We start from the raw sequence: 25,388 nt of genomic DNA, 5'->3' as shown, positions 1-25,388 counted from the left end.
TCCGCTAGGGCTGGGGCTCGCGGTCGCGGCGCAGGCGTCGCAGCAGCCAGGGGGAGCGCAACAGCATGCCAAAGGTGGTGCGCAGATGCATCAGTAGCGAAGCCCAGGCCTGGGCGATGGTGATCCCCCTGCCTTCCCTGCGGGCGAGCAGCGGCAGTGGATGCGGCTCGCAAGGGGCATCGCGCCAGCGCCAATGGATCAGTGATTCGACATCGAATTCGGCGCCGCTGCCGCAAGGGAAGCGGGCGAGCATCTGGTTGAAAGATGAGATCGGATAGAGGCGCACGCCCGGCCGGGCCTCACGGACCCGACGGGAAAAGGCGTTCATCCCGGCGAGCAGCGCGCCGAGCTGCGGCGCCGGGGCCATTCCTTGCCGGTCGAGCGGGACACCGAAGAACAAGGTGGTGGGATGGCGGCGGCTGCGCGCGATCAGCGCCTCCAGCGCGGCGAGCTCGTAGGCGTCCCCGATGTCGTGCTGGAGCGCATGGGTGTAGCCGAGGCGCTGGGCCTCGTCGAGCGCGGCCCGCACGGCGATGCCCTTGCCGCTGCGGCGCACCAGCCTGATCAGTTCCATACCGGTCTGGGCGGCGAGGTGATCGAGCCGGGCGGCGCTGTCGAGCCGGCTGCCGTCGTCGATCGCCAGCACCGGAAGATTGAGCGGGCGAAGATGGGCGAGCAGCTCGGGAAGCAGCTCGTGCTGGTCACGCAGCACGATCAGAAGGCAGACGCGCGGGTCGTTCATGGTCACCGGTTTTCGAAAGAGACGTCGCGGCCGTCCGATAGCGGGCGGCCGCTTGCATTGTACGCACTCCTCACCCGGCCAGCGAGCCAGCGCAAGCGCCGCTCGCGCGGCGCTTGGTCAGCGAGTGAACGTCAGTTGCCGATGTCGCGCAGCTTCTTGCCGCGCATCAGGTTGCGTTCGATGCGTTCGAGCGAGATGCCCTTGGTCTCCGGCACCAGCAGCAGGGTGAAGACGATGAATGCGAGGTTGACGATCGCCAGCAGGGCGAAGGTCACCGGGCCGCCGAGGGCGTCGAGCATGGTCAGGAAGAAGGTACCGATCATCATGTTGGCGACCCAGTTCGCCACCGTCGAACAGCCGATCCCGAAGTCGCGGCCGCGCAGCGGTTGGATTTCGGCGCAGAGCGTCCAGATCAGCGGGCCTGCGGACATCGCGAAGCCGGTGACGAACACCAGCAGCGCGGTCATCGCGGTGTACTGCAGGAAGGTGGTGGTCGGGCCGATCGCGAGGATCCCGCTGAGCACCGCCATGCCGGCCGCCATTACCGTGAAGCCGATGTAGAGTATCGGCTTGCGCCCGAGTCGGTCGACGAAGCCGATCGCGATGAAGGTCGCCAGTACGTTGACCAGCCCGACCACCACGGTGCTCCACAGCTGGGCCTCGGTGCCCTGGAAGCCCGACATTTCGAAGATCCGGGGCGCGAAGTACATCATCACGTTCATCCCGGTGAACTGCTGGACGATCTGCAGGCCGATCCCGAGCATCACCGAGCGGCGGAAGTTGGGATTGCTGAAAAACAGCGCCCAGCCCTGGTTCTTGTCTTCCTCTTCGATGCTCTGCTCGATCTCCTTCATCTCGTAGTCGACTTCGACCTTGCTCGAGCGCAGCTTGGTCAGCACCTCGCGCGCTTCACCGAAGCGATCCTGCGAGGCCAGCCAGCGCGGGCTGTTGGGCACCATCATCACGCCGACGAAGAGCATTCCCGCAGGGATCATCAGCACGCCGAACATCCAGCGCCAGCTCTCGATGTAGCTGAACGCCAGGTTGGAGACGAAAGCGGCGAGAATCCCCACCGTGACCATCAGCTGGTAGAACGAAATGGTGGTGCCGCGGATGCGTTCGGGCGCGACCTCGGAGAGATACAGCGGCGCGGTGAACGAGGCGACGCCGACCGCGAGGCCGAGGAAGATACGGGCGATGATCAGGACGCTCGGGTTCCAAGCCAGCACTGCGATCAAGGCGCCGGCGAAGAAGAGCAGTGCCGCGAGCAGCAGCGCCTTCTTGCGGCCGAGCGATTTCGATACCCAGCCCGCGCCGCAGGCGCCGATCGCCGCGCCGAACATCATCGAGCCGACGATCCAGCCCTCCATCGCGGTAGAAATGTCGAACTCGTCGGTGATGAACGGCAGCGCGCCGGAGATCACCCCGATGTCCATCCCGAACAGCAGGCCGGCGATGGCGGCGAGCGCACAGCTCAGCCAGACCATCGGGACGATGTCTGTGTTGCGCACTTCTGGCGGTGTGTCCGCTCCCGAGGAGCTGGATTGGGGGCTTTGCGGAGTTGCAACCATATGAAAGGTCTCCTGAATGATCCTGGGCGCTGGCTGCGGTACATCGAGCCTCGAGCTCGCCGTGCAACCTTATGTGACGCTTGTGACCAAGACTAGCAGGATTCATTAGGACGGCGGCCAAACCGGGCAGTTCTAGACCAAAGTATCAGCTGAATCGAGTCAACATCCCGGCCAATGACTCTGCGGCGGCGCCCGGGCGCCGCCGCAGAGGGGCTCAGGCCGATTCGCTGCGTGGGTACTTGGTCGGCTTGATGCTGTCTTTGATCTTCTTCAGGTGGGGCAGGAAGTCCTTGCCGCGGCGCAGGGTGACGCCGGTGGCGAGCACGTCGATCAGCGCCAGGTGGACGATGCGCGAGGTCATCGGCATGTAGAGCTCGGTATCTTCCGAGGACTCGACCCCGATCACCTCGCTGCACTGCTCGGCGAGCGGCGACTCGGCCTCGGTGATGCCGATCACCACCGCGCCGTTCTCGCGCGCCACCGCGCTGATCTCCACCAGTTCGCGGGTGCGCCCGGTGTGTGAGATCACCACCACCACGTCGCCGGTGGACATCGCCGCGGCGGTCATCCGCTGCATCAGCACGTCTTCGTAGGAGACCACCGGCAGGTTGAAACGGAAGAACTTGTGCTGGGCGTCCTGGATCACCGGGGCCGAGGCGCCCAGGCCGAAGAAGAACAGCTGGCGTGCCTGGGAGAGATGGTCGACCACCCGCTCGATCAGCCGGGTATCGATCTGCCGGCTCGAGGCGTCGAGCGCGGCGATGGTGGCGCCGAAGATCTTGCCCGTGTACGCCTTGGCGTCGTCGTCGCTTTCTACCGCGCGGGTGACGTAGGGCGTGCCGCCGGCGAGGCTCTGGGCGAGCTTGATCTTGAAGTCTGGATAGCCCTTGGTCTCGAAGTTGCGGCAGAAACGGTTGACCGTCGGTTCGCTGACGCTCGCCGCCTGGGCCAGCGCGGCGATGCTCATGCCAGTCGCCGATGAGGGGTCACTGAGGATCACTTCCGCGACCTTGCGCTCGGAGCGGTTCAGGGTCTCGAGGCGTTCGCGGATCTTGCGGATGAGGTCGTGTGCCACCATGAGTCGGTATTCCGGCCTGAAGGATTGATGCGAGACGCAGCATACGCGTTCGGGCGGCCAGTATAAGGTCGCACGAGGCAAATGGGCAGTCGATGGCGCAAGCCGCGACCACGGCGCTGATCATGACTATGATGTCTGTGCGATGGGGAGGCCTTGTTTCATGTGGTAAGTTTACTTAAAGGTCTATTGCTAGGAGTCGACCCGATGATTAATGTTGTCGTCCCAATCATCCACTTCGAGGAGAGCTCGCAATGGCTGTAGAACAGACACCGGCCGTCGATCTCGCGCTGTTTGGCGCGCTCGGTGATCTGGCGCTGCGCAAGCTCTACGCCGCGCTCTATCATCTCGACCGCGGGGGACTGCTTGCCTCCGATACCAGAATCCTCGGCCTCGCTCGCCAGGACATCGATGCCGAAGCCTTTCGCGAGCGGGTAAGAGAAGCGCTCGACAAGAGCGTCGATGCCAAGGAGCGCGAAGACGACAAGGTCGACCGCTTCATCGGCCGTCTCCATTACCTCAAGCTCGACTTCGCCAGCGTCGAAGGCTATCGCGACATCGCTGAGTGGCAGGCGGGGCGCCGCACGCCGCTGACCGTCTATCTGTCGGTGCCGGCCAGCCTGTTCGGGGTGATCTGCAAGAACCTCGAGCAGGGCGGCTGCCTCGACGAGGAGAGCCGGGTGGTGGTCGAGAAGCCGATCGGTTACGACCTCGAGAGTTCGATCGAGATCAACGACGCGATCGGCAGCGTGTTCGACGAGCGCCAGATCTATCGTATCGACCACTACCTCGGCAAGGAGACGGTGCAGAACCTCCTCGCCCTGCGCTTCGCCAACCCGTTGTTCGGCAATCAGTGGAACCAGAGCCAGATCTCCCACGTCGAGATCACCGTTGCCGAGACCGTCGGCATCGAGGGCCGCTGGGGCTACTTCGATCAGGCCGGCCAGCTGCGCGACATGGTCCAGAACCACCTGATGCAGCTGCTCTGCATGATCGCCATGGAGCCGCCTTCGAACCTCGACGCTGACAGCATCCGCGACGAGAAGGTCAAGGTGCTCAAGGCACTGCGTCCGATCGAAGGCGAGCGCTTGGCCACCGACGTGGTGCGTGGGCAGTACATTTCCGGTACTTCCGGGGGCAAGCCGGTACCCGGCTATCTCGAGGAGGAGGGCGCCAACGTCGATTCGCGCACCGAGACTTTCGTTGCGTTCAAGACCGAGGTCTCCAACTGGCGCTGGGCCGGCGTGCCGTTCTACCTGCGCACCGGCAAGCGGATGCCCGAGAAGCTTTCGCAGATCGTCATCCACTTCCGCCAGCAGCCGCACTACATCTTCGACCCGGACCAGCGCGGTCTGGCCTCGAACAAGCTGATCATCCGCCTGCAGCCCGACGAGGGCATCAACCTCCAGGTGCTGACCAAGGACTCCGGCCTCGACAAAGGCATGCGGCTGCGCCCTGGCCCGCTGCATCTCGACTTCCACAAGGCGTTTCCCAAGGCGCGTATCCCTGATGCCTACGAACGTCTGATCCTCGAAGTGATGAAGGGGCGTCAATATCTGTTCGTACGCCGCGACGAGGTGGAGTACTCCTGGCGCTGGGTCGACAAGCTGATCGCCGGCTGGGAATCCCGCGGGCTGCCGCCGAAGCGCTATCCGGCGGGCTCCTGGGGGCCGGTGTCGTCGATCGCGATGATCACCCGCGACGGTCGTTCCTGGTTCGAGGAGTATTGAGATGAGTGACTCCGTCAATGCGCGACAGCGGCTAGCGGAAAGTCTCGCTGAAGCGGTCGCCGCGGCTCTCCGCGCGGATCTCGCCGAGCAGGACCGAGTGCTCTTGATCGTCTCGGGTGGCTCGACGCCGCTTGCGTTCTTCGAGGCGCTGTCGACGAGCGAGCTCGACTGGGACCGGGTCGACGTGACGCTGGCCGACGAGCGCTGGGTCGATGAATCGAGCGACGATAGCAATACCCGGCTGGTCAAGCGCCACCTGCTGCGTGAGCGTGCAGCGCAGGCGCGTTTCGTGCCGCTGACCACCGCCGATGCCACCCCTGAGGAAGGGGTGGCCGAGCTCGAGAAGAGCGCAGCGGGGCTCAGCTGGCCGGCGAGCGTGGTGATCCTCGGCATGGGCGGTGACGGCCACACCGCGTCGCTGTTTCCCGATAGCCCTCAGCTGAAGGATGGGCTGACCACCGAGGCCGCGCTGCTCGCGGTGCATGCGCCGAGCGTGCCGCAGCCGCGGATCAGCTTCAGTCGTCACCGCCTGGCACAGGCGAAGCGGCACTTCGTCCACCTCACCGGTGCGGAGAAGCGCGCGGTGTTCGCCAAGGCGCTCGCGGGGGACGATGTGTTCGAGGCGCCGATCCGCGCCTTCATGGATGCGCCGCTGTCGCTTTACTGGGCGCCCTGAACGGGTTGGTCGGCGTGCATGCGATCGACCGGCCAGGAGGGAGGCGGCTGCGGGAGCTCCGCTTCCCTGTTTCTGACGCTGGTTTAGGGCGTCGACATTGCAGGCTGCGGTGAATTGTCGCAGGTCGATGGATTACTGCTAATGTAGGATTGTTACTACATTTCCGACCGGCTAAGATGGGTATATCCATTCTCGATTCAGTGTTCGGTGCTGGTAGAAAAGCATCGAATCAGTGTCTCTCTCGACAGCCTCGGCTGTTTTTCCACCCGCCCGCTCTGCGTGGCGGGTTTTTTTTGTCCACCATCCGGCCGTTCGCTGGCCGCTATCGGCACGCCTGGACCCTCGGCGGCGTGGTTGAAGTACCGGGTTCCAGTGGCGCCCGATCTCTTCCGGCCCGGCCGAGGCAGGCGAGCGACCCGCGGGCCGCTCGTGATCCGGTCTTCGGAGTATCGTCTCTACAGCACCCGATGGGCGCGCGCTGACTCCAGCAGTGCGAACCAGGCGGTACGTTCGAGCTCGAAATCCGAGCGCGTGTCCTCGAGCAGCGCTTGGATTCGATTCGGGCGCAGCGTACCGATCACCGGCACCGGGCCATTGGGAATCCGCTTCAGCCAGGCCAGAGCGACGCCCGCGGCGCTGACCCCGCTCTGCTCGGAGAGCTGGCGCAGCATCTGGTTGACCAGCACGCCCTCGAACAGCCTTCCGCCGCACAGAGGCGAATAGGCCAGCGCCAGCATTCCGTCCTGGGACGACGCGTCCCAGCGACCGTCGAACAGCGCTTCGCTGCGCGCGATCGAAAGCTCGAACTGGTTGATCGAGAGCGGGCGCTCGAGTACCGCCTGCAGCCGCCGCCACTGCGCGGGCAGGTGGTTGGAGACGCCTACCGCGCCGATCTTGCCGGCATCGATCGCCGCTTCCAGCGCGCGCGCGGTGGGTTCGGCATCGAGCAGCGGATCGGGACGGTGGAGGAGCAGATGATCGAGGCGTTCCACCCCGAGCCGTTGCAGGGCTGAATCGATCGCCCGGGCCAGGTAGCCGGGTGAACTGTCGTAGTGCTTGACCTGGAAGGGCGATCGGTCGCGCGCGGCGGGCACGATGCAGGTTTTGGTGATGATCCGCACCTTGTCGCGAAGCCCCGGACGCAATGAAAGCGCCGCGCCGAAGTGCCGCTCCGTGCCGCCGTTCTCGTCGCCTTCGCCGTAGATATCGGCATGGTCGAACCAGTGCAATCCTTCGTCGACGCGGGCCTCGAGCCAGCTGGCGAAGGCTTCGGGCGAGGCGAGCCGGGGATGCTGGTGCAGGTTGCGCATGCCGAGCACGAAAGGGCTGTCGAGGGTCGGGAGTTCAGACACGCGGGACGTCCATGCAGGAGGAAGTGGAAAGCCGCGGGTGACGATACCCACGGCTGAGCGGTCAGAGCAGGGTAATCTGCTGGGCCAGCAGGTGCTGGCCACCAGGGGCGAGCCAGATCGGGTCGAGGCGGGTGCAGGCCGCTTCGACGCAGAGGAACTCGAGCAGCTCGGCCTCGGCGATGTCGCCGGGCGGTTTGTCGCCGGGATGCCAGATCACGCTCGAATCGCTGCCTTCCTTGGTGATCGACAGCCGGCGCTCGCCGTTCGTCCGCGGATCGACCAGCACCAGCGGACGGTTGGAATGATAGATGCGATCAAGCTCGCCGCGGATCGCAAGCTCTCCCGCCTGCTCGAATTCGCGCGCGCCGCGCAGTTTGTCGAGATAGGTGGCGCCGGCGAGCCCTTCGACGCGGCAGGCGTGGGCATTGGCGACGGCGAAGTAGCTGTGCAGCGCCTGGGTGAACTTGACCGGTGTATCGCCACGATGCTCGGTGATCAGTTCGATGCGCAGGCGCTGGGCGTTGGCTTGGATCACCACGCGGGGGGAGAGCTGTGGATCGAGCGCCTCCACCGGTGAAAGATGCAGCTCGACGCCCTCGGCCTCTTCCTCACAGGCATCGAGGCGCCAGTTCGCGGTGCGCGCATAGCCGTGCGCGGGACCTTGACCATCCTCGCGGTCGGCGAACCAGGGCCAGCACAGCGGAATGCCGCCGCGGATCGCCGCTGGCGCGGGTTTCGGCACCGAGCTGGTCCACAGCCAGGGCGCCTGGCCGTGGGGCGCGAAGTGGAGCAGCTGGGCGCCTTGGAGCGAGAGAATCAGCGAACCCCAGGCCTGGTTGATCAACACCACGCTGCGTCCTTCCCATTCGGCCTCGTGTCGACCGTTGGTGGCGGCCAGCAGCGTGGCGAGAGCCGAGGGCAGCGCCTGCCCGGAAGCAGCGGATGCGGTCATCAGGCGACCTCTTCGTTGTGCAGCGCTTCGGCGGCGCCGAGCAGCCCGGTCCATTTCGCCGTGACCACCCAGGTGGCGATCTCGGCAGTGTAGTAACCCATCCGGCCCTTGTCGGCGAAGGCTTCGCGGAATTCGCTACGATCGAGTAGCGGCAGGATGCGTGGAAGGATACCACCGCACAGGTAGACCCCGCCGCGTGCGCCGAGGGTCAGTGCGATGTCGCCAGCGACGTGGCCGAGGATGCGGCAGAAGCGCATCACCGTCTCCAGCGCCAGGGGGTCTCCCTCGAGTGCCGCGCCGGTGACCTCGGCTGGGGTCGAGAGGCGTGGTTCGAGGCGATCGAATTCGGCATGGGCGTGATAAAGATCGACCAGGCCCTGGCCGCACAGCATGCGCTCGATCGAGACCCTGTCGTAGCGCGCGCGGAACCATTCGAGCAGCTTCATCTCGAAATCGTCGGTGGGCGCGAAGCTAGCATGCCCGCCCTCGGCGCTGAGCGGGATCCAGAACCTCTGGCTCGGCGCGAGCCCGGCGACGCCGAGTCCAGTGCCGGGGCCCATCACCAGTCTGGCGCAGCCTTCGGCGCTGCCGCCTTGCCCCAATTGGTGGAGGTCCTCAGGCTGGATATGCGGCAGCCCCAGCGCCATGGCGGTGAAGTCGTTGATCGCCTTGAAGTTGTCGAGCTCGAACTCGCGCTTGAACGCCGACTTGCTGAACGTCCAGGGATTGTTGGTCATCTTCACCACGTCCTTGTGGACGGGGCAGGCGAAGGCGAGGCATGCCTCCTTCGGTGCCGGACCTTCGATCCCATCGAGATAGGTACGAACGGCATCCGACAGGGAGGGATAGTCGGCGCATTTGAGGGCCTGGATGTTGCTCAGGTCGAATTCGCCAGGCGTCACCAGCGCGAAGCGTGCATTGGTGCCGCCGATATCTCCCACCAGGGCCGGTCGTGTCATCGGGATCTCTCCGTTTGCCCGCGTAGCGGCGGGTGTGGTTATTCGTCACATAGTAGCGGAAGCGTTCCGTGCTTCACCATCGCCATGGTCGTGCTCGCCCCGGCTACCGTCTCGCTCCGTGACAGCGGGCGCGGCGCGGCGTAGTAAATGCGCGAATGGTGCCCTCCCTTCGGCTATATCCGCAACATTTCTATCGACCTGATGGGCGGTAATGTGCGTAAATTTAGCAATAACGATGTGTGAGGAGAGGCTTTCAGCCGAGTGCGTCGCCGTCGGGTGAACTATCCTGAAGACTGAGGTCCGAGGACGCGGGATAGGCTTCCACTGGCGCATCGACCGAACATTCAGCAATCCAGTCGCCCCCCAATCCCAGGGGGCACGATCGTCGATTTACCGACAATCTGTCCAAGGAGGAAGCGATGACTTTACGAGTCGCCATCAATGGTTTCGGCCGCATCGGGCGCAACGCGCTGCGCGCGCTCTACGAAAACGGCTATCGCGATAAGATCGAGGTCGTGGCGATCAACGACCTCGGGGATTCGGCGCTCAACGCCCACCTGCTCGAATACGATACCACCCACGGCCACTTCTCGGTTGGTGTCGAGCACGACGGCGAGACGATCAGCGTCGCCGGTGACAGGATCGCGATCTTCGCCGAGCGTGACCCGGCCAAGCTGCCGTGGCAGCAGCTCAACGTCGACCTGGTGATGGAGTGCACCGGTTTCTTCACCAAGCGCGCCGACGCCGCCAAGCACATCGAGGCCGGGGCCAAGCGGGTGCTGATCTCCGGGCCGAGCGCGGATGCCGATCTCACCGTGGTGTTCGGGGTCAACGACGACAAGCTCACCGCCGAGCATGCGGTGGTCTCCAACGCCTCTTGCACCACCAACTGCCTGGCGCCGGTGGCCAAGCTGCTCAACGATTCGATCGGCATCGAGAACGGGTTGATGACCACCATCCACTCGTACACCAACGACCAGAACCTCTGCGACGTCTACCACAAAGACCCGTTCCGCGCGCGTAGCGCCACCCACTCGATGATTCCGACCAAGACCGGCGCCGCCTCCGCGGTGGGCCTGGTTCTCCCGGAGCTCAAGGGGCGCCTCGACGGTTTTTCGATGCGTGTGCCGACGATCAACGTCTCGGTGGTCGACCTGACCTTCACCGCTTCGCGCGAGACCAGCAAGGAAGAGATCCATGCGCTGGTCGACAAGGCGGCGGAAGGCTCCAAGGTGCTGTCGACCAACCAGAAGCCGCTGGTATCGGTGGACTTCAACCACAATCCCTACTCGTCGATCTTCGACAAGAACCACACCCGCGTTTCGGGCAAGCTGGTCAAAGTGCTCGCTTGGTACGACAACGAATGGGGTTTCTCCAACCGCATGTGCGACACCGCGCTTGCGATGCAGAAATTCCTCTGAGTCGATCCGTCCAGAGCGTAGGAGGGCCCTGCTTCGGCAGGGTCTTTCTTTATCGGATCGGTACTGGACCAGACTTTGGGCCAAAGTAGCGCAGCTGCTGCCCGAGGCAAATCCGTATCCTGTTCGCAGCGGGAACGCCATGTCCCGACGATGCGACGCCGAGCGCGGGGTATGCGAGGATCGCATCCGCTCGGTGGCGTATGATATGGCCGGGCTGGATCGTTTCAGCCTCCGGCCGTCGATCGGCGGCCGCTCAACCATAGCGCGAGATTCGAGCGCACCAACCCGACGCCCTGAGGAGACAGCATGTTCTTGATCTGCGGTGAAGCGCTGTTCGACTTCTTCGCCCAACCCGACGCCGATGACACCGCCGCGCGGGTGGCCTTCGAGGCGGTGGCGGGAGGATCGCCGTTCAACGTCGCCGTTGGTCTGGCCCGGCTCGAGCGCGATGCCGCGCTGCTCACCGGGATGTCGACCGATTTCCTGGGCCAGCGGCTTTGCAGGGTGCTCGAGCGCGAGGGAGTCGACACCCGCTATCTGGTACGTCTCGACGATGCCACTACGCTTGCGATGGTGGCGCTCTCCCCGAACGGTTCGCCCCAGTACGCCTTCTATCATCAGCACGGCGCCGATCGAGCGCTCACCCTGCGCGATTTGCCCGAGCTCGCCGATGATGTCTCAGCGATCCACGTCGGGTCCTACTCGCTGGTGGTCTCTCCCACCGCCGAGACCCTTGGCGCGCTGATCGAGCAGGAAGGGGCGCAACGGCTGGTGAGCCTCGATCCGAACGTGCGGCTGAAGATCGAGCCCGACCTCGACCGCTGGCGCGAGCAGATCGGCTACTTCGCCCAGCATGCCGACCTGATCAAGGTCAGCGAGGAGGACTTGGTCTCGCTCTACGACGACGCCGATGGCGAGCAGGTGGTGCGCCGCTGGCTCGCTGCTCGCACCTCGCTGGTGCTGGTCACCCGCGGCGAGCGGGGAGTGACCGTGTTCACCGGCAAGGAGCGCTATACCCTCGGCACCCAGCCGGTCGAGGTGGTCGACGCGGTGGGGGCGGGCGATACCTTCCAGGCGGCGGTGCTGTGCTGGCTCGACGAGCAGGGCAAGGCGAGCCGCGAGGGCGTGGCGGGTCTCGAACGCAGCGAGATCGAGCGCATGGTGGCCTTCGCCAACGCTGCGGCGGGGATCACCTGCACCCGGCGCGGGCCGGATCTGCCGCGACGTGCGGAGCTGGCAGCGAGCTGAAGGGGCGAATGTTGACCTGGGGGTGGGGTGGAGGTTTTAAGATGCAGGCTCTCGTTCAACACTGCGTCGCTGGATGCTACCCATCGCCGCAAGGAGGCTTCGATGCTGTCAGCTAAGATGATCGCCCCTCTGGTCCTGGCCGGCTTCACTTTCGGCGTCGCACTGCCGGCGACGGCGCAGATGAGCTCGATGGACCATGGCTCGATGGGCCACGGCTCGATGGATCATAGCGCCGCTGGCCAGGGTTCGACCGAGCATGGTTCGACCGAGCATGGCACGGCGCAGGGTGTCGTCACGCCTTCGACCGAGGCCTTCGAGCAGGCGGCGCAGCGGATGCATGACGGCATGGACATCGACTACAGCGGCAACGCCGACGTCGATTTCGTCCGCGGAATGATCGCCCACCATCAGGGCGCGATCGAGATGGCCAAGGTGCAGCTCGAGTACGGCAAGGACAGCGAGATGCGCCAACTGGCCGAGAACGTGATCCGCGACCAGCAGCGGGAGATCGAGCAGATGCAGCGGTGGCTCGAAGAGCACGACGCTGACTGATCCTCCCCGGCATCGCCCGACGGACGCCGCCCCACCCTGGGCGGCGTCTTCGCATTCGGGCCACTGCGACGCTAGGTCACGCCCCGAGGCTTTGACCCTCGGGGCCGGCTCGACTAACCATGAAGTATGACGTATCGACACTGACGCGCCGATTCGACTCAAGGTTCCAGCCGAAGGAGAGGTGCACATGGGCAACCCCAGCCACCCGGTGATCATCGTGGTCAACGCTGGATCTTCGAGCATCAAGCTCTCGATCTTCTCGGTCGAAAACGATGAGCCACCGCGGCTGCACACCCATGGACAGCTTGAGGACATCGGCGGCCACCAGCCGAGAATGAAACTCGAATCGGCCGATGGCGAACTGCTGCTCGACGAGCACTTCGGTGCCGACGAGGTGCCTGACCACGGCGCGGCTTACGCCAGGCTTCGCGAGGCGGTGAAGGAGCGACTCGAGGGTTTCTCTCCAGTGGCTGTCGGCCATCGGGTGGTGCACGGTGGCACCCGGTTCGATGCACCGGTGGTGATCGACGAGTCGGTCAAACGCGAGATCGAGTCCTTGACCGTGCTCGCGCCGCTGCACCAGCCCCACGCCCTGGCGGGGATCGACGCGGTGGAGAGGATCGCCCCCGACGTGCTCCAGGTCGCAGGCTTCGACACCTCCTTTCACTTTCATCGCGACCCTATCTCCCTGCTCACCGGGCTGCCGTACGAGTATTTCGAACATGGCATTCGCCGCTTCGGCTTCCACGGTCTTTCCTACGAGTACATCGCCAAGGCGCTGGTCGAAGAGGCGCCGGCGCTCGCCGAGCGCCGTCTGATCGTCGCCCACCTCGGCAATGGCGCGAGCCTCTGCGCGCTGCATCGGGGCAAGAGCGTGGACACCACCATGAGCCTGACACCGCTCGATGGTTTGCCGATGGGGACACGCAGTGGTTCGCTCGATCCCGGTATCCTGTTATACCTGCTTGGGCGCGGTATGCCGCTCGACGAGCTGCGCCGGCTGCTCTATTACGAATCCGGGCTCAAGGGGCTTTCCGGTATCTCCAATGACATGCAGGAGCTGCTCGAAAGCGACGAGCCGCGCGCCCGGCTGGCGGTCGACTTCTTCGTCGCCCGTATCGCTGAAGGTTGCGCACGGATGGCAGTCTCCCTCGGTGGGCTGGAGGGATTGATCTTCACCGGCGGAATCGGCCAGCACTCCGCGCAGATCCGGGCGCGGGTCTGCGCGCTGCTCGCACCGCTGTTCGGGGTCGAGCTCGACCCCGAGGCCAATGCCGCCGAACGCCCGCGCTTGATCTCGAGCGCCGCCAGCCGGTTCGAGGTCCGGGTACTGCCTACCGACGAAGAGGGAATGCTCGCGGAGCACGTCTGGCGACTGTGGCGTGAGCGCCAAGCAGAGCACTGAACGCCATCAGGCCGGCGCCGCAGGCGGCGCACGATCGGTGGATCATCGACGAACCCCGCAAGAGGAGATTTGCGCATGGCTGTAACTCGTCAACCGCTCGATCAAGAGCAGCTCGAACGCCTGGATGCCTGGTGGCGCGCGGCCAACTACCTGACCGTCGGCCAGATCTACCTGAAGGACAACCCGCTGCTCGAGCGGCCGCTCGAACTCGACGACGTCAAGCCGCGACTGCTCGGACACTGGGGGACCTCGCCGGGGCTCAACCTGATCTACGTCCATGCCAACCGATTGATCAAGGCCTACGATCTGGACGCCCTCTATCTCGCCGGGCCCGGTCACGGTGGTCCGGCACTGCTCGCCAACGTCTGGCTCGAGAACAGCTACACCGAGCACTTCCCCGAAGTGACCCGCGACCGGACCGGGATGCGCCGGCTGTTCCGGCAGTTCTCCACGCCCGGCGGCATTCCCAGCCACGTCAGCGTGCCGACCCCCGGCTCGATCCACGAAGGGGGCGAGCTCGGCTATGTGCTGACCCACGCTTATGGCGCGGTATTCGACAACCCTGACCTGATCGCGATCGCCGTGGTGGGTGATGGCGAGGCCGAGACCGGCCCGCTCGAGGGCTCGTGGAAAGGCAACAAATTCGTCAACCCCACCCGCGATGGGGCGGTATTGCCGATCCTCCACCTCAACGGCTACAAGATCGCAGGCCCCACCGTGCTCGGTCGTGAGGATGACGAGCGCCTGACCAAGTACTTCGAAGGGCACGGTTATTCGCCACGCTTCGTCGAAGGGGACGATCCGATGGCGGTGCACCAGCAAATGGCCGAGGTGCTCGAGCAGGCGGTGGTCGATATCCTCGAGATCCGGCAGCGGGCGCGCAGCGAGGGTTTCGATACGCGTCCCGAGTGGCCGATGATCGTGCTTCGCACGCCAAAAGGCTGGACCGGTCCTAGCGAGGTGGATGGCAAGCAGGTCGAGGGCACCTTCCGCTCCCACCAGGTGCCGCTCTCCGGGCTGCGCGACCACCCCGAGCATCTGCGTCAGTTGGAAGCGTGGCTGAAGAGCTATCGCCCCGAGGAGTTGTTCGATCAGCAAGGCCAGCCGGTCGCCGAGCTGCTCGAGCTCGCCCCCGAGGGCAACCGGCGGATGGGCAGCAACCCCCACGCCAACGGCGGTACGCTGCGTGAACCGCTGGTGCTGCGCGACTGGCGCAGCTACACCCTCGAGATCGACGAAACCAATCGTGCCCGCGAGCGGCATGAATCGACCCGGGTACTCGGCGGCATGCTGCGCGACGTCTATCTCGACAACCCGCACAGCTTCAGGCTCTTCTGCCCCGACGAGACCAATTCCAATCGCTTGGGCGCGGTGTTCGAAGCCAGCGATCGCTGCCTGGTCAGCACCATCCATGACTACGACGATCACGTCTCCCACCAGGGGCGGGTGATGGAAGTGCTCAGCGAGCACAACTGTCACGGCTGGCTCGAGGGCTACGTGCTCACCGGCCGTCACGGGATTTTCGCCACTTACGAAGCGTTCGCGACGATCATCGATTCGATGGCGATACAGCATGCAAAATGGCTCGAGCATGCTTGCGACGTACCCTGGCGTGCGCCTATCCCCTCGCTCAACTACCTGCTGACCTCGACCTGCTGGCGCAACGACCACAATGGCTTCAGCCACCAGGGCCCTGGCTTCATCGACAGCTTGATCAGCAAGCGCCCCGAAGTCGTGAGGATCTACCTGCCGCCCGATGCCAACTGCCTGCTTTCGGTGGCCGATCATTGTCTCAACAGCGTCAACTATCTCAACGCGATCGTGATCGACAAGCAGCCGCAGATGCAGTACCTGAACGCCGAGGAGGCCAGCGCGCACTGCGCCGCCGGGGCGAGCATCTGGGAGTGGGCCGGTAACGAAGTCGAAGGGGAGGAGCCCGACATCGTCATGGCCTGCGCGGGGGACATCCCGACCCAGGAGACGCTGGCCGCGATCGACCTGCTACTCCAGCACCTGCCGGAGCTCAAGATACGCATGGTCAACGTCGTCGACCTGATGATGCTGCCACCGAACGACCGCCATCCCCACGGTGCCAGCCAGGAGAAGTTCAACGCCCTGTTCACCACCAGCAAGCCTGTGCTTTTCACCTTCCACGGCTATCCCGGCGTGGTCCACCAACTGCTCCACGGCCGTGCCAGCACCGAGCGCTTCCACGTGCGCGGCTACCAGGAGGAGGGCACCACCACTACCCCCTTTGATATGGTGGTGCTCAACCGCATCAGCCGTATCCACCTCTGTCTCGATGTGCTGCGCTACGTGCCTGACAGGCTCGAGAAAGCGTCGGCCTTCATCGGCTACCTCGAGAACCTGCTCGACGAGCATCTGCGCTACACGCGCGAGAACTTCGACGATCTGCCGGAGATCACCGATTGGCGCTGGTCGGGAGGCAAGGGCTGAGGTTGTTGTGACACTGTTGTTCTGAGGAACGAGCATCGAGGGATCGGGCGGCGGCGGTGAGGCATGGTTCGACTGCTATCCGAGCATCCTGAGCGAGCGAAGCGAGCCGAAGGACACGCACGGCCAATAAACCCGTTCGTCCCGAGCGGCGCCCATACGCGCCAAGCTCGAGCACCGGCTCAGGAGTGAAGGACGCCAGTCGAGGGATCGTGCCGTGGCGATAAGGCCATGGTTCGACTGCGCTCGTTTCTCGGGTGCTCGTCACCAACGGGAATGCCGCGGTAGGAACTGCGAACTGCCGTTATGTAGCCTGCGAGGCGATGGAGGACGTGAGGAGAGATGTCGCCAATTCGTCGAGGAGTTGGCATGATGGGAAATGCGACCTTAGTCTCCAATTAAGATTTAGATCGAACAACCTCGAGCCGTAGGTCGCATCGATTCCCCAATGACAATGATCGGGATGCCCCACCATGAGCAAGCCTGTCTCCTCGACAGTGGATTACGAATCCGTCGATAACGATTATCTTGCGCGCCGTTCGCTCAAACGCGGCGCGGCGGGCTGGATGCTGCTCGCCACTCTCGGCGTCTCCTACGTGATTTCCGGCGACTTCGCCGGTTGGAACCTTGGACTCGCCGCCGGCGGCTTCGGTGGCCTGTTGGTCGCCACCCTGCTGATGGGGCTGATGTACACCTGCATGGTCTTCGCCCTCGCCGAGCTCTCCGCCTGCCTGCCCAACGCCGGCGGCGGCTACAGTTTCACCCGCCGTGCCCTCGGTCCCTGGGGCGGCTACATCACCGGCACCGCGATCCTGCTCGAATACGCGATCGCCCCGGCCGCGATCGTGATCTTCATCGGCGGCTATCTCTCGAGCCTGATCGGCATCGACGGCCCGGTGGTCTATGCGCTGTTCTACCTGGCCTTCGTCGGCCTGCATCTGTGGGGCACCGGTGAGGCGCTGAAGATCCTGCTGGTGATCACCGGCATTGCCGCCGTCGCGATCGTGATCTTCGTGCTGGCGATGATTCCCTATTTCGATGCCGACAACCTGTTCGACATACCCGTCGGCGAAGGATTCGGCGCCTCGTCCTTCCTGCCTCACGGCTATTTCGGCATCTGGGCCTGCCTGCCGTTCGCGATCTGGTTCTTCCTCGCCGTCGAAGGGGTGCCGCTGGCCGCGGAGGAGTCGCGGGATCCTGGGCGCGACATGCCACGCGGAATCATCGTGGCGATGATGGTGCTGCTGGTGTTCGCAGCCTGCGTGCTGCTGCTCGCCCCTGGCGGCGCCGGTGCGCAGCTGATGAGCGAGAGCGCCGCTCCCTTGGTCGATGCCCTCGAGGCCGCCTACGGACCGGACAACTGGGTGGCCGGCCTGGTCAACGTGGTTGGCCTCGCCGGGCTGATCGCTTCGTTCTTCTCGATCATCTTCGGCTATTCGCGCCAGGTCTTCGCCCTTTCCCGGGCGGGTTACCTGCCGCGCTGGCTGTCGGTGACCAATGCCCGCCGCGCACCGACGCTCGCGCTGGTGGTGCCGGGGATCATCGGCTTTTTGCTCTCGCTCACCGGCCAAGGGGATCTGATGATCACCATGGCGGTGTTCGGCGCCACCATCTCCTATGCGATGATGATGCTCTCCCACCTGCTGTTGCGCTCGCGCGAGCCCGATCTGCCTCGGCCATACCGTACCCCGGGCGGGCGTCTCACCTCTGGCGTGGCGCTGGTACTGGCACTGGTCGCGTTCGTCTCGACCTTCCTGGTCAGCCTCCAGGCGGCGCTGTGGTCGGCGGCATTCTACGCGCTGATGCTCGCCTACTTCGGCTTCTACAGCAGGAAGCGGCTCGTCGCCCAGGCGCCGGAGGAGGAGTTCGCCGCGATCAAGCGCGCCGAGGCGGAACTGGGCTGAGCTGCTTGGGCGATGATTTTCGCTGCACGACATTACAACGAGCGTTGGCATCCCTTTGGTTTGTAGACAGATGGTGGGCGGAGGACGAGCGATGAGGATTGGACTGCTGCAATGCGATGATTTGGCGCCTTCGCTGCGACGAACCTACGGTAACTATCCCGAGCTCTACGAACGGCTGCTGCGCTCGGCCGAGCCCAGCGCGACGATCGAGGTCTGGCGGGCGCACGAGGGCGAGCTGCCGGAAGACCTGCTGGCCGCCGACGTCTGGCTGATCTCCGGCAGCAAGGCGAGCGTCTACGAAGCGCATCCCTGGATCGCCGAGCTGGTCGATTTCGTCCGCCTGCTGTGGGACTCCCGCCGTCCGCTGATCGGTATCTGCTTCGGCCACCAGCTGATCTGCAAAGCGCTCGGTGGCGTGGTCGAGAGAAGCCACAAGGGCTGGGGCCTCGGGGTTTCGTTCAATCAGGTGGTCAAGCAGCGGCGCTGGATGTCGCCCTGGCAGGAGCGCCTCGGCCTGGTGGTCAGCCATCAGGACCAGGTGGTCGAGCTGCCGCCGGTCGGCGAAGTGATCGCCGAGAGCGCTTTTTGCCCGAACTATCTGGTCGAGTATCGTGAACGCTTCCTTGGCATCCAGGGGCATCCCGAGTTCTCCCGTGAGCTGAGCCGCGACCTGATGAAACTGCGCGACAGCGTGCTTTGCCCGATCCGGCTGCGCGAGGGTGTCGCTTCGCTCGAAGCGCAGACCGACGATGCGCTGATGGCGCGTTGGATGGTCGATTTCTACTACCATGCGCTCGCCGAGGCACAGAGCTACACCCTGGTGCGCTCTGCCTGAGCGATACCGCAGCACGATGCCGGCACAGCCCGCCCCCGACAGTTCGGGGGCGGGCTTCGTCATTCCATGGGCTGGATATGGAGGCTCCGCTGGCTCAGGGCGCGAGCAGATAGCCGCTGCGATGGCTCCGGTGGCCTGCGATGTCGGCGACGATCATGCCGGCGGTCGCCATCCGGCGCTGGCTGCGGGAGTAGAGCATTCCTGCCTGGGGCGCTCGGACCTCGGCGACGTGATCGGCGAGCGGGTCGATCACCTCGGCGATCAGGTCGCCTGCGTCGACCAGGGTGCCGGGCTCGACGGCGAACACCAGAAGGCCTCCGATCGGGGCATGGACGAAGTCCATCGCCTCGAGCGGGGTCGCGGGATAGGGCAGCGCCGGTAGCGCCGGGGCTTGGCCTTCGATGAGTCCTGCGTGGGTCATCCAGTCGATGATCGCTTGGGCGTCGCGATCGGCGAGCGGGTGATAGACGTCCTGCTGGCCGCGGAGCTCGACGGTGATCGATTCGCTGCCATAGGGAATCGGGTAGCGATCGCCGAACTGCTCGCGCAGCCGCTCCCATACCAGGGTGAAGCACTCATCGAACGAAGCGCCGCCCGAGTCGGTGGCGAGCAGGCTCGCTTTCGATCCGAAGTAGCGGGCGAAGGGTTCGAAGGTCGGCCAGGCGGCGGGCGTGGTGTAGAGGTGCTCGACGGCGTTGAAGTCGCAGTGCAGGTCGAGCACGTAGTCCGCCTCGCAGGCGAGGCGTTGCAGCACCAGGTGGGTCGACTCGAAGGCGCTGCGCGGGGTGATCGCCTCGAGCGCCTGGCGAAAACGTCGGCGGATCTCGCCGCAGTTGGCCTTGGCTTCGTCACTCAGTGCGGTATCCGCATCTGCCTCCAGCCCTGCCGAGATCGTCTCGAAAACATCGACGAAGCGGCGGTTGAAGTTGCCCACGCTCTCGAAGTCGTAGCGGCCGAGCGGAGTGTCCATCAGCTGCTGGTCGAGCCCGTTCGGGTTGGCCACCGGCACCAGGGTCACGCGCGCGCGCAGCCTGCCCTCGGCTTCGAGCGCTTCGAACCGCTGCTTTAGCTTCCACGCCACCAGCATTCCCGGCAGTTCATCTGCGTGCAGCGAGGCTTGGACGTAGAGCGAACGCTCGGCGTCGGCCGGGCCGAAATGGAAGCTATCGATCCGGCGTTCGGTGCCGGGCACCGGGGAGAGCAGCGGGTGGCTTTGGTGTTCCACGAGTGAAATCCTAAGTGGCGATGGCGCTATACGCGAAGGCGCCGCCTGAGGGGGCGGCGCCGACGAGGATCGAGCGGAAGGGTCTACTCTTCGACGCCGAAGTACTTGTCGTAGAGGCTCTGGTAGGTGCCATCTTCCCGGACCTCAGCGAGGGCCTGGTTGAAACGCTCGGCGAGCGCCTCGTCGCGAGGGCGGAAAGCGATGCCGAAACCGTCGCCGAAATACTCCTTGGGTTCATCGATCATATCGCCGACGACCACGTAGTCGCCTTGGTCTGCGTCGAGCATGGTGGTCTTGCCGATCGGGAAATCGAGGAAGGCGATGTCGATACGTCCGGCGCTCATGTCGATCACCAGGTCATCGGCGGTGGCGTAGCGGCGGATCTGCGCGTCGCTGCCGTAGAGGTCGGTGACGTAGTTGTCCTGCAGCGTGCCGCGCTGCACGCCGATCGTCTTGCCCTTGAGCGTCTGCGCGTCGGCGCTGGTGAAACCTTCGCTGCTCGGCGCGAACCAGGCCGACGGCGGCGAAATGTAGGGCTCGGAGAACAGTACCTGCTGACGGCGCTCTTCATTGATCGTCATCGACGACATGATCGCGTCGAACCTGCGTGACAGCAGGCCGGGAATGATCCCGTCCCAGGCCTGGACCACCCATTCGCATTCGAGCTCAGCGCGTTCGCACAGCGCATCGCCGAGCTCGATGTCGAAACCGGTCAGCGAACCATCGGGGTTGCGATACTCCATCGGCTCGTAGGGGACGTCCACGCCAATACGGATGCTCTGGTAGTCGCGGCCTTGGGCATGCGCGCCGACGGCGAGGGTGAGACTGGCGCCGAAGAGCGCTGCGGTGACGATTCTCTTCATCGGGTTGTTCTCTCGTCTTCAACTCATGGATCGCGTGCCGGAGCACGCGGTGGGTCGATTCAATCCTCGGCATTCACCGATAGATCGTAGTCGAAATAGCGTTCCATCAATGCCTTGAAGGTACCGTCGGCGTTCACTTCTTCGAGCGCTTGATTGAATTTCTCGGCCAGTGCCTCGTCGCGCGGACGAAATGCGATCGCTGCGCCCTCGCCGAAGATCGAGGTTGGGGTACTGATATCCGGGCCGAACTGCTCGAAAGGTGCGTCACTGCTCTGGAAGTCGAAGGCGTCGTGAGCGATTGGATAATCCTCGAAGGCGAAGTCGAGGCGGCCAGCCTTCAGATCGTTAGCGACTTCCTGTGACGACCCATAGCGACGAACCTGCATCACATCCCCATAGTACTCGGTGATATAGACATCGCGAATCGTGCCGCGCTGGACACCGACGGTCTTACCTTTGAGAGACGCCTTGTCGTCGAGGTCCACCTGAGTACCGCGCAGAGCGATCCAGACGCTCGGCGTATTGTAATAGGGGTCGGAGAAGAGCACCTGCTGCTTGCGCTCCGCAGTGATCGCCATCGACGATAGGATCGCATCGTACTTGCGCGACAGCAGGCCAGGGATGATCCCGTCCCAGCCCTGTTCGACCCAACTGCAGTCGAGTTGCGCACGTTTGCACAGCTCATTGCCAAGATCGATCTCGAAGCCTTCGAGTTGGCCTGAAGGCGTGCGGTAGACGAAAGGCTCATAGGGCACGTCGATGGCGATACGCACTTGTTCGCCGCTCGCCAGCGCGGCGTTGGGCAGCGTAGCGACGAGGACGACCAGGCTTGCGGCGAGCGTAGGAATGAAGCGAAGTCTGGTGGCTTGGGCCATGAGTGATTTCCTTGGCGATGTCGCTTGCCGCAAGTTCGGTGTTGGACCGTCCGATAACGTAGCGATCATCCGGCGGGCCTCAGGTGGGCGAGCAGCCAGCGCTCGAGGCCGCGGAAGATGGCTTGGATCCCGAAGCTCAGCACCATGTAGAGCAGCGCGACGAAGATGAAGGCGGTGAACGGAGCGTAGAAGCGCGCGTAGACGTAGTAGGCCGCGCCGGTCAGGTCCATGATCGTCACCACGCTTGCGATCGCGCTGGCGTGGAGCATGAAGATCACTTCGTTGCCATAGGCCGGGAGCGCGCGGCGAAACGCGCTCGGCAGCACGATGCGGCGGATGGTCAGGGCGCGGGACATGCCGTAGGCCCGCGCGGCCTCGACTTCACCACGCGGTGTCGACTTGATCGCGCCGTGAAAGATCTCGGTGGTATAGGCAGCGGTATTCAGGGTGAAGGCGAACAGCGCCGGATAGATCGGTTCCTCGACGAAGAACCAGATCCAGGTGTCGCGCACCCCGGGAACGAAGGCGAAGCCGTAGTAGGCGAGATAGAGCTGGATCAGCAGGGGCGTGGCGCGGAACACGTAGGTGTAGCACCAGATTGGCCACTTGATGATGGCGAAACGGGAGCCGCGCAGTATCGCCAGCGGCACCGCCAGCAGTATCCCGATCAACAGCGAGACGAACACCAGATGGACCGTGTTGACCAGCCCTTCCCAGTAGATGTCCAGGGTGTTTGCGGTGAAGATCTCGTTGCCACTGAGGAGGTCGATGATCGCTTGATTGAGCTGTTCCATCAGTCGTTGGCCTCTGTGAAGCCGACGCTGTAGCGGCGGGTCAGCCACTGGAACAGCAGCTCGGAGAGGCTGGCGATGGCGAGATAGCCGAGCGCCACCGGGAGCAGGAACAAAAATGGCTGGTGGGTGGCCTTGGTCGCTTCGTCGGCGACCCGGACCATATCGGTGAGGCCGATGATCGAGACCAGTGCGGTGGTCTTCAACAGTACCATCCAGTTGTTACCGAGCCCGGGCAGCGCGTGGCGCATCATCAGCGGAAAGCGCACCCGCTGGAACGCTTTCAGCGGGCTCATGCCATAGGCCCGCGCGGCCTCCATCTGCCCCGCGTCGACCGCCATGAAGGCGCCGCGGAAGGTCTCCGCCATGTAGGCGCCGAAGATGAAGCCGATAGTGATGACTCCGGCGGTGAAGGCATCGATGTCGATGAACCAGTCGATTCGTCCACCGGTGGCATCGTAGAGATAGTCGGTGAGCATGTTGACGCCGATCTGGCCGCCATAGAACAGCAGCATCATCAGCACCAGGTCGGGCACGCCTCTAATCACCGTGGTGTAGAAGGTCGCCACGCCCTTGAGCAGCGCCGACGAGGAGAGCTTGGCGCTGGCGGTGAACATGCCGAGCAGCAGTGCGATCACCATCGAAAGCACCGCGACCCGGAGAGTCAGCCAGCCGCCCTCGATGAGGCGTGGGCCGTAGCCCTGGAAGTCGAGCCAGGCAAGATCCATGGGGGTTCTCCGCGGGGCCGTGTATCAGTGCTTGGGGGCCAGGAACTGGCGAAGGCGCGGCGAGGTCGGGTTGTCGAGCACCTGCCCCGGCGGCCCGGCCTCTTCGACCCGGCCCTGGTGCAGGTAGACCACCTGGCTCGAGACATCGCGGGCGAAGGCCATCTCGTGGGTCACCACGATCATCGTGCGGCCCTCGTCGGCGAGCTCGCGCATCACCCGCAGCACGTCGCCGACCAGCTCCGGGTCGAGTGCCGAGGTCGGCTCGTCGAACAGCATCACCTCGGGCTCCATCGCCAGGGCGCGCGCGATCGCACCGCGCTGCTGCTGGCCTCCGGAGAGCTGGGCAGGATAGTAGTTGGCACGTTCGGCGAGACCGACCCGCTCGAGCAGTGCCATGCCGCGGGCGCGGGCCTCGGCCTTGGGCACCTTGAGCACGTGGATCGGTGCCTCGATGACGTTGGCGAGCAGCGTCATGTGCGCCCACAGGTTGAAGTTCTGGAACACCATCGAGAGCTTGGAGCGGATGCGCTCGACCTGGCGGTGGTCGGCGACTTCGCGGCCGCGCCGGGTATCCTTGAAACGAATGCTCTCGCCATGGACCACGATCTCGCCGGCGTTGGGGCGCTCGAGCAGGTTCATGCAGCGCAGGAAGGTGCTCTTGCCCGAGCCGGAGGCACCGATCAGGGTGATCACGTCGCCCTTCCTGGCGGTGAGCGACAGGCCGCGAAGCACGGGATTGTCGCCGAAGCTCTTGTGCAGGTCGGTGATGACCAGCGGATGGATTGGCTCTGGCATGGTCTGTTCCAGCATGGCAGCGACCAAAGGCTTGTGGCCTTGCATCGGTCGGGCTGCGATGGATGTTATTGGCTGTGAATCCGCGCTATCGCTGCGCGATGGCGGCGCAAGGGGTAGGCGCGCATCGCAGGCGTTCTTCCCCGGTCAGCCACCGGGCAGCGCAAGCGCGCATTCTAGCAGAGCCACCCGCGGGTTGCGCCAGCCCGGCCTGCCTAACCCAAGCGCTCGACCAATAGCCCGGCGCGGGCCCCGAGCTCGACCCGGGGGTTGGGAAAGACGACCCGCTGGGGGCGTTCGCCGACGCGGATCTCGCCCTGGACGGCATCGGCCCCGACCAGGGCTCCGGGCGGGAGTTCGCTGAAATTGGCCAGGTCGTCGGCGAAAGCGAAACGGAAATCCTCGGCTTCGCGGGTGATCTCGCGGGCCACCCGATAGAGTGGCATCGTCACTTCGCCATCGCTTGCGTCGAGTCCGAGCGGAGCGCCTTCGATCCAGGCCTCGATCGCAGCACCCAGCGGGCGCAGCGGTGCGAGGTCGTTGGCCCCGAACGGGGCCACCCGGCCGAGCTCGAGGGTGAACCCTTGCGCCTCATGGTAGTGGCGGCTGTAGTGGGAGAAGGTCCAGCTATGGGCGTGCTGGCGCAGGCCGGCCTGGAGCCCGGCGCCGTGCAGTGCGTTCCACAATGCGGCCGGCGAGGAGGTGGCGGCGAACGGCTCGATCGCGAAGCGCGGATGGAGGCTGTCGCGGATCGCGGTATGCAGGTCCAGATGCAGGCGCGCGCGCCCCTGGTGGGCTGAGAAGAACCGGTCGACCGCGGTCATTAGCTCCCGGGCGCGCAGCTGCTCGGGGCTCGTGCCCTCGCGACCGCGCTCGAACAGCCGGTTGAGGTTGGTGTCGATGTAGCGCGTCGCGCGAACCACCGCCTCGGGGCTGCCGAGGAGCAAGAGCGTCGGCGCACCGAGCCTGACCAGGCCGGCCTCCAGCCGGGCGAGGGTTTCGCCGAGCAGCTCTATCGGTGCGGTCTCGTCGCCGTGTACGCCGACGCTGATCACCACAGCCACGGCCCGTTGGCCGATCGCGGTGGGGCGCAGCTCGAAGATACCGCGCCCATGCTGGACGAAGGCACCGCCTGCGAGCGTGCCTGCCGCGGCCATCGATGAGCTAGGGTCGAAGGTATCGAGCCATGCGTCGATCAGCGAAGGGGATGCCATGGTGGTGCTCCGGGCAGGGTGACT

At 64.8% G+C, this 25,388-nt stretch carries 22 protein-coding genes; 9 read left to right on the top strand and 13 right to left on the bottom strand.

Annotation, left to right across the window (positions count from 1 at the left end; genetic code table 11):
* Positions 1 to 4 precede the first annotated feature (4 nt).
* The 3 genes from Q376_RS0101790 to hexR all read right to left on the bottom strand — a co-directional run bounded on the left by Q376_RS0101790 (position 5) and on the right by hexR (position 3,388).
* A complete protein-coding gene (locus Q376_RS0101790; RefSeq protein WP_027348845.1) occupies positions 5 to 742 on the bottom strand; it encodes a glycosyltransferase family 2 protein in 738 nt (245 codons plus the stop codon).
* 131 nt (positions 743 to 873) lie between these two features.
* Entirely contained in the window at positions 874 to 2,253 is a 1,380-nt protein-coding gene (locus tag Q376_RS0101785) for a sugar porter family MFS transporter (RefSeq protein WP_043445715.1), read from the bottom strand.
* A 274-nt stretch (positions 2,254 to 2,527) separates the two neighbouring features.
* The gene (gene hexR, locus Q376_RS0101780; RefSeq protein ID WP_027348843.1) at positions 2,528 to 3,388 is read right to left on the bottom strand and encodes a transcriptional regulator HexR; all 861 of its coding nucleotides are present in this window, start codon (positions 3,386 to 3,388) and stop codon (positions 2,528 to 2,530) included.
* Between the two features lie 254 nt (positions 3,389 to 3,642).
* Between hexR and zwf the strand changes: the two genes are divergently transcribed.
* Both zwf and pgl read left to right on the top strand, forming a co-directional pair.
* The gene (zwf, locus tag Q376_RS0101775; protein WP_027348842.1) at positions 3,643 to 5,118 is read left to right on the top strand and encodes a glucose-6-phosphate dehydrogenase; all 1,476 of its coding nucleotides are present in this window, start codon (positions 3,643 to 3,645) and stop codon (positions 5,116 to 5,118) included.
* Position 5,119: 1 nt separating this feature from the next.
* A complete protein-coding gene (pgl, locus tag Q376_RS0101770; protein WP_027348841.1) occupies positions 5,120 to 5,794 on the top strand; it encodes a 6-phosphogluconolactonase in 675 nt (224 codons plus the stop codon).
* 455 nt (positions 5,795 to 6,249) lie between these two features.
* On the opposite strand, the gene Q376_RS0101765 is transcribed toward pgl, so the two are convergent.
* The 3 genes from Q376_RS0101765 to glk all read right to left on the bottom strand — a co-directional run bounded on the left by Q376_RS0101765 (position 6,250) and on the right by glk (position 9,057).
* Positions 6,250 to 7,146 (bottom strand): aldo/keto reductase, encoded by an 897-nt coding sequence (locus tag Q376_RS0101765; protein WP_027348840.1) that lies wholly within the window; start codon positions 7,144 to 7,146, stop codon positions 6,250 to 6,252.
* A gap of 61 nt (positions 7,147 to 7,207) precedes the next feature.
* Complete coding sequence (locus tag Q376_RS0101760; RefSeq protein ID WP_043445710.1) at positions 7,208 to 8,098, bottom strand: D-hexose-6-phosphate mutarotase; 891 nt, start codon at positions 8,096 to 8,098, stop codon at positions 7,208 to 7,210.
* Positions 8,098 to 9,057, bottom strand: coding sequence for a glucokinase (glk, locus tag Q376_RS0101755; protein ID WP_027348838.1), 960 nt, complete (start codon positions 9,055 to 9,057; stop codon positions 8,098 to 8,100). The genes Q376_RS0101760 and glk overlap by 1 nt, the downstream gene beginning before the upstream one ends.
* Before the next feature lie 419 nt (positions 9,058 to 9,476).
* Here glk and gap point away from each other — a divergent pair, with 419 nt between their 5' ends.
* The 7 genes from gap to Q376_RS0101720 all read left to right on the top strand — a co-directional run bounded on the left by gap (position 9,477) and on the right by Q376_RS0101720 (position 18,876).
* Positions 9,477 to 10,478: a type I glyceraldehyde-3-phosphate dehydrogenase gene (gene gap / locus Q376_RS0101750; protein WP_027348837.1), complete on the top strand. Its 1,002-nt coding sequence runs from the start codon at positions 9,477 to 9,479 to the stop codon at positions 10,476 to 10,478.
* Between the two features lie 306 nt (positions 10,479 to 10,784).
* Positions 10,785 to 11,726 carry a carbohydrate kinase family protein gene (locus tag Q376_RS0101745; protein ID WP_027348836.1) on the top strand — a complete coding sequence of 314 codons (942 nt, stop codon included), beginning with the start codon at positions 10,785 to 10,787 and terminating at the stop codon, positions 11,724 to 11,726.
* 102 nt (positions 11,727 to 11,828) lie between these two features.
* On the top strand, positions 11,829 to 12,278 hold the full coding sequence (gene copM, locus Q376_RS0101740; RefSeq protein WP_027348835.1) for a CopM family metallochaperone: 450 nt from the start codon (positions 11,829 to 11,831) through the stop codon (positions 12,276 to 12,278).
* A 187-nt stretch (positions 12,279 to 12,465) separates the two neighbouring features.
* Positions 12,466 to 13,683, top strand: coding sequence for an acetate/propionate family kinase (locus tag Q376_RS0101735; protein ID WP_027348834.1), 1,218 nt, complete (start codon positions 12,466 to 12,468; stop codon positions 13,681 to 13,683).
* A gap of 75 nt (positions 13,684 to 13,758) precedes the next feature.
* Complete coding sequence (locus Q376_RS0101730) at positions 13,759 to 16,140, top strand: phosphoketolase family protein (RefSeq protein ID WP_027348833.1); 2,382 nt, start codon at positions 13,759 to 13,761, stop codon at positions 16,138 to 16,140.
* Positions 16,141 to 16,610: 470 nt separating this feature from the next.
* Positions 16,611 to 18,041, top strand: a complete 1,431-nt coding sequence (gene eat, locus Q376_RS0101725; RefSeq protein ID WP_027348832.1) for an ethanolamine permease — start codon at positions 16,611 to 16,613, stop codon at positions 18,039 to 18,041.
* A 91-nt stretch (positions 18,042 to 18,132) separates the two neighbouring features.
* Entirely contained in the window at positions 18,133 to 18,876 is a 744-nt protein-coding gene (locus tag Q376_RS0101720; RefSeq protein WP_027348831.1) for a glutamine amidotransferase-related protein, read from the top strand.
* 94 nt (positions 18,877 to 18,970) lie between these two features.
* Here Q376_RS0101720 and Q376_RS0101715 read toward each other — a convergent pair whose 3' ends face one another.
* From Q376_RS0101715 to Q376_RS0101685, 7 genes are all read right to left on the bottom strand, one after another.
* A complete protein-coding gene (locus tag Q376_RS0101715; protein WP_027348830.1) occupies positions 18,971 to 20,101 on the bottom strand; it encodes a succinylglutamate desuccinylase/aspartoacylase family protein in 1,131 nt (376 codons plus the stop codon).
* An 83-nt stretch (positions 20,102 to 20,184) separates the two neighbouring features.
* Positions 20,185 to 20,964, bottom strand: a complete 780-nt coding sequence (locus tag Q376_RS0101710) for a transporter substrate-binding domain-containing protein (protein WP_027348829.1) — start codon at positions 20,962 to 20,964, stop codon at positions 20,185 to 20,187.
* A 59-nt stretch (positions 20,965 to 21,023) separates the two neighbouring features.
* The gene (locus Q376_RS0101705) at positions 21,024 to 21,839 is read right to left on the bottom strand and encodes a transporter substrate-binding domain-containing protein (protein ID WP_052364850.1); all 816 of its coding nucleotides are present in this window, start codon (positions 21,837 to 21,839) and stop codon (positions 21,024 to 21,026) included.
* A gap of 65 nt (positions 21,840 to 21,904) precedes the next feature.
* Positions 21,905 to 22,633, bottom strand: a complete 729-nt coding sequence (locus tag Q376_RS0101700; RefSeq protein WP_027348827.1) for an ABC transporter permease — start codon at positions 22,631 to 22,633, stop codon at positions 21,905 to 21,907.
* Positions 22,633 to 23,358: an ABC transporter permease gene (locus tag Q376_RS0101695; RefSeq protein ID WP_027348826.1), complete on the bottom strand. Its 726-nt coding sequence runs from the start codon at positions 23,356 to 23,358 to the stop codon at positions 22,633 to 22,635. The genes Q376_RS0101700 and Q376_RS0101695 overlap by 1 nt, the downstream gene beginning before the upstream one ends.
* A 24-nt stretch (positions 23,359 to 23,382) precedes the next feature.
* Positions 23,383 to 24,153, bottom strand: a complete 771-nt coding sequence (locus tag Q376_RS0101690; RefSeq protein WP_027348825.1) for an ABC transporter ATP-binding protein — start codon at positions 24,151 to 24,153, stop codon at positions 23,383 to 23,385.
* 212 nt (positions 24,154 to 24,365) lie between these two features.
* The gene (locus Q376_RS0101685; protein ID WP_155834099.1) at positions 24,366 to 25,364 is read right to left on the bottom strand and encodes a succinylglutamate desuccinylase; all 999 of its coding nucleotides are present in this window, start codon (positions 25,362 to 25,364) and stop codon (positions 24,366 to 24,368) included.
* Between the last annotated feature and the right edge of the window lie 24 nt (positions 25,365 to 25,388).

Origin of the sequence: Halotalea alkalilenta DSM 17697, assembly GCF_000621205.1 — a bacterium.
Taxonomy (GTDB): domain Bacteria; phylum Pseudomonadota; class Gammaproteobacteria; order Pseudomonadales; family Halomonadaceae; genus Halotalea; species Halotalea alkalilenta.
This window is presented reverse-complemented; position numbering and strand designations above follow the sequence as displayed.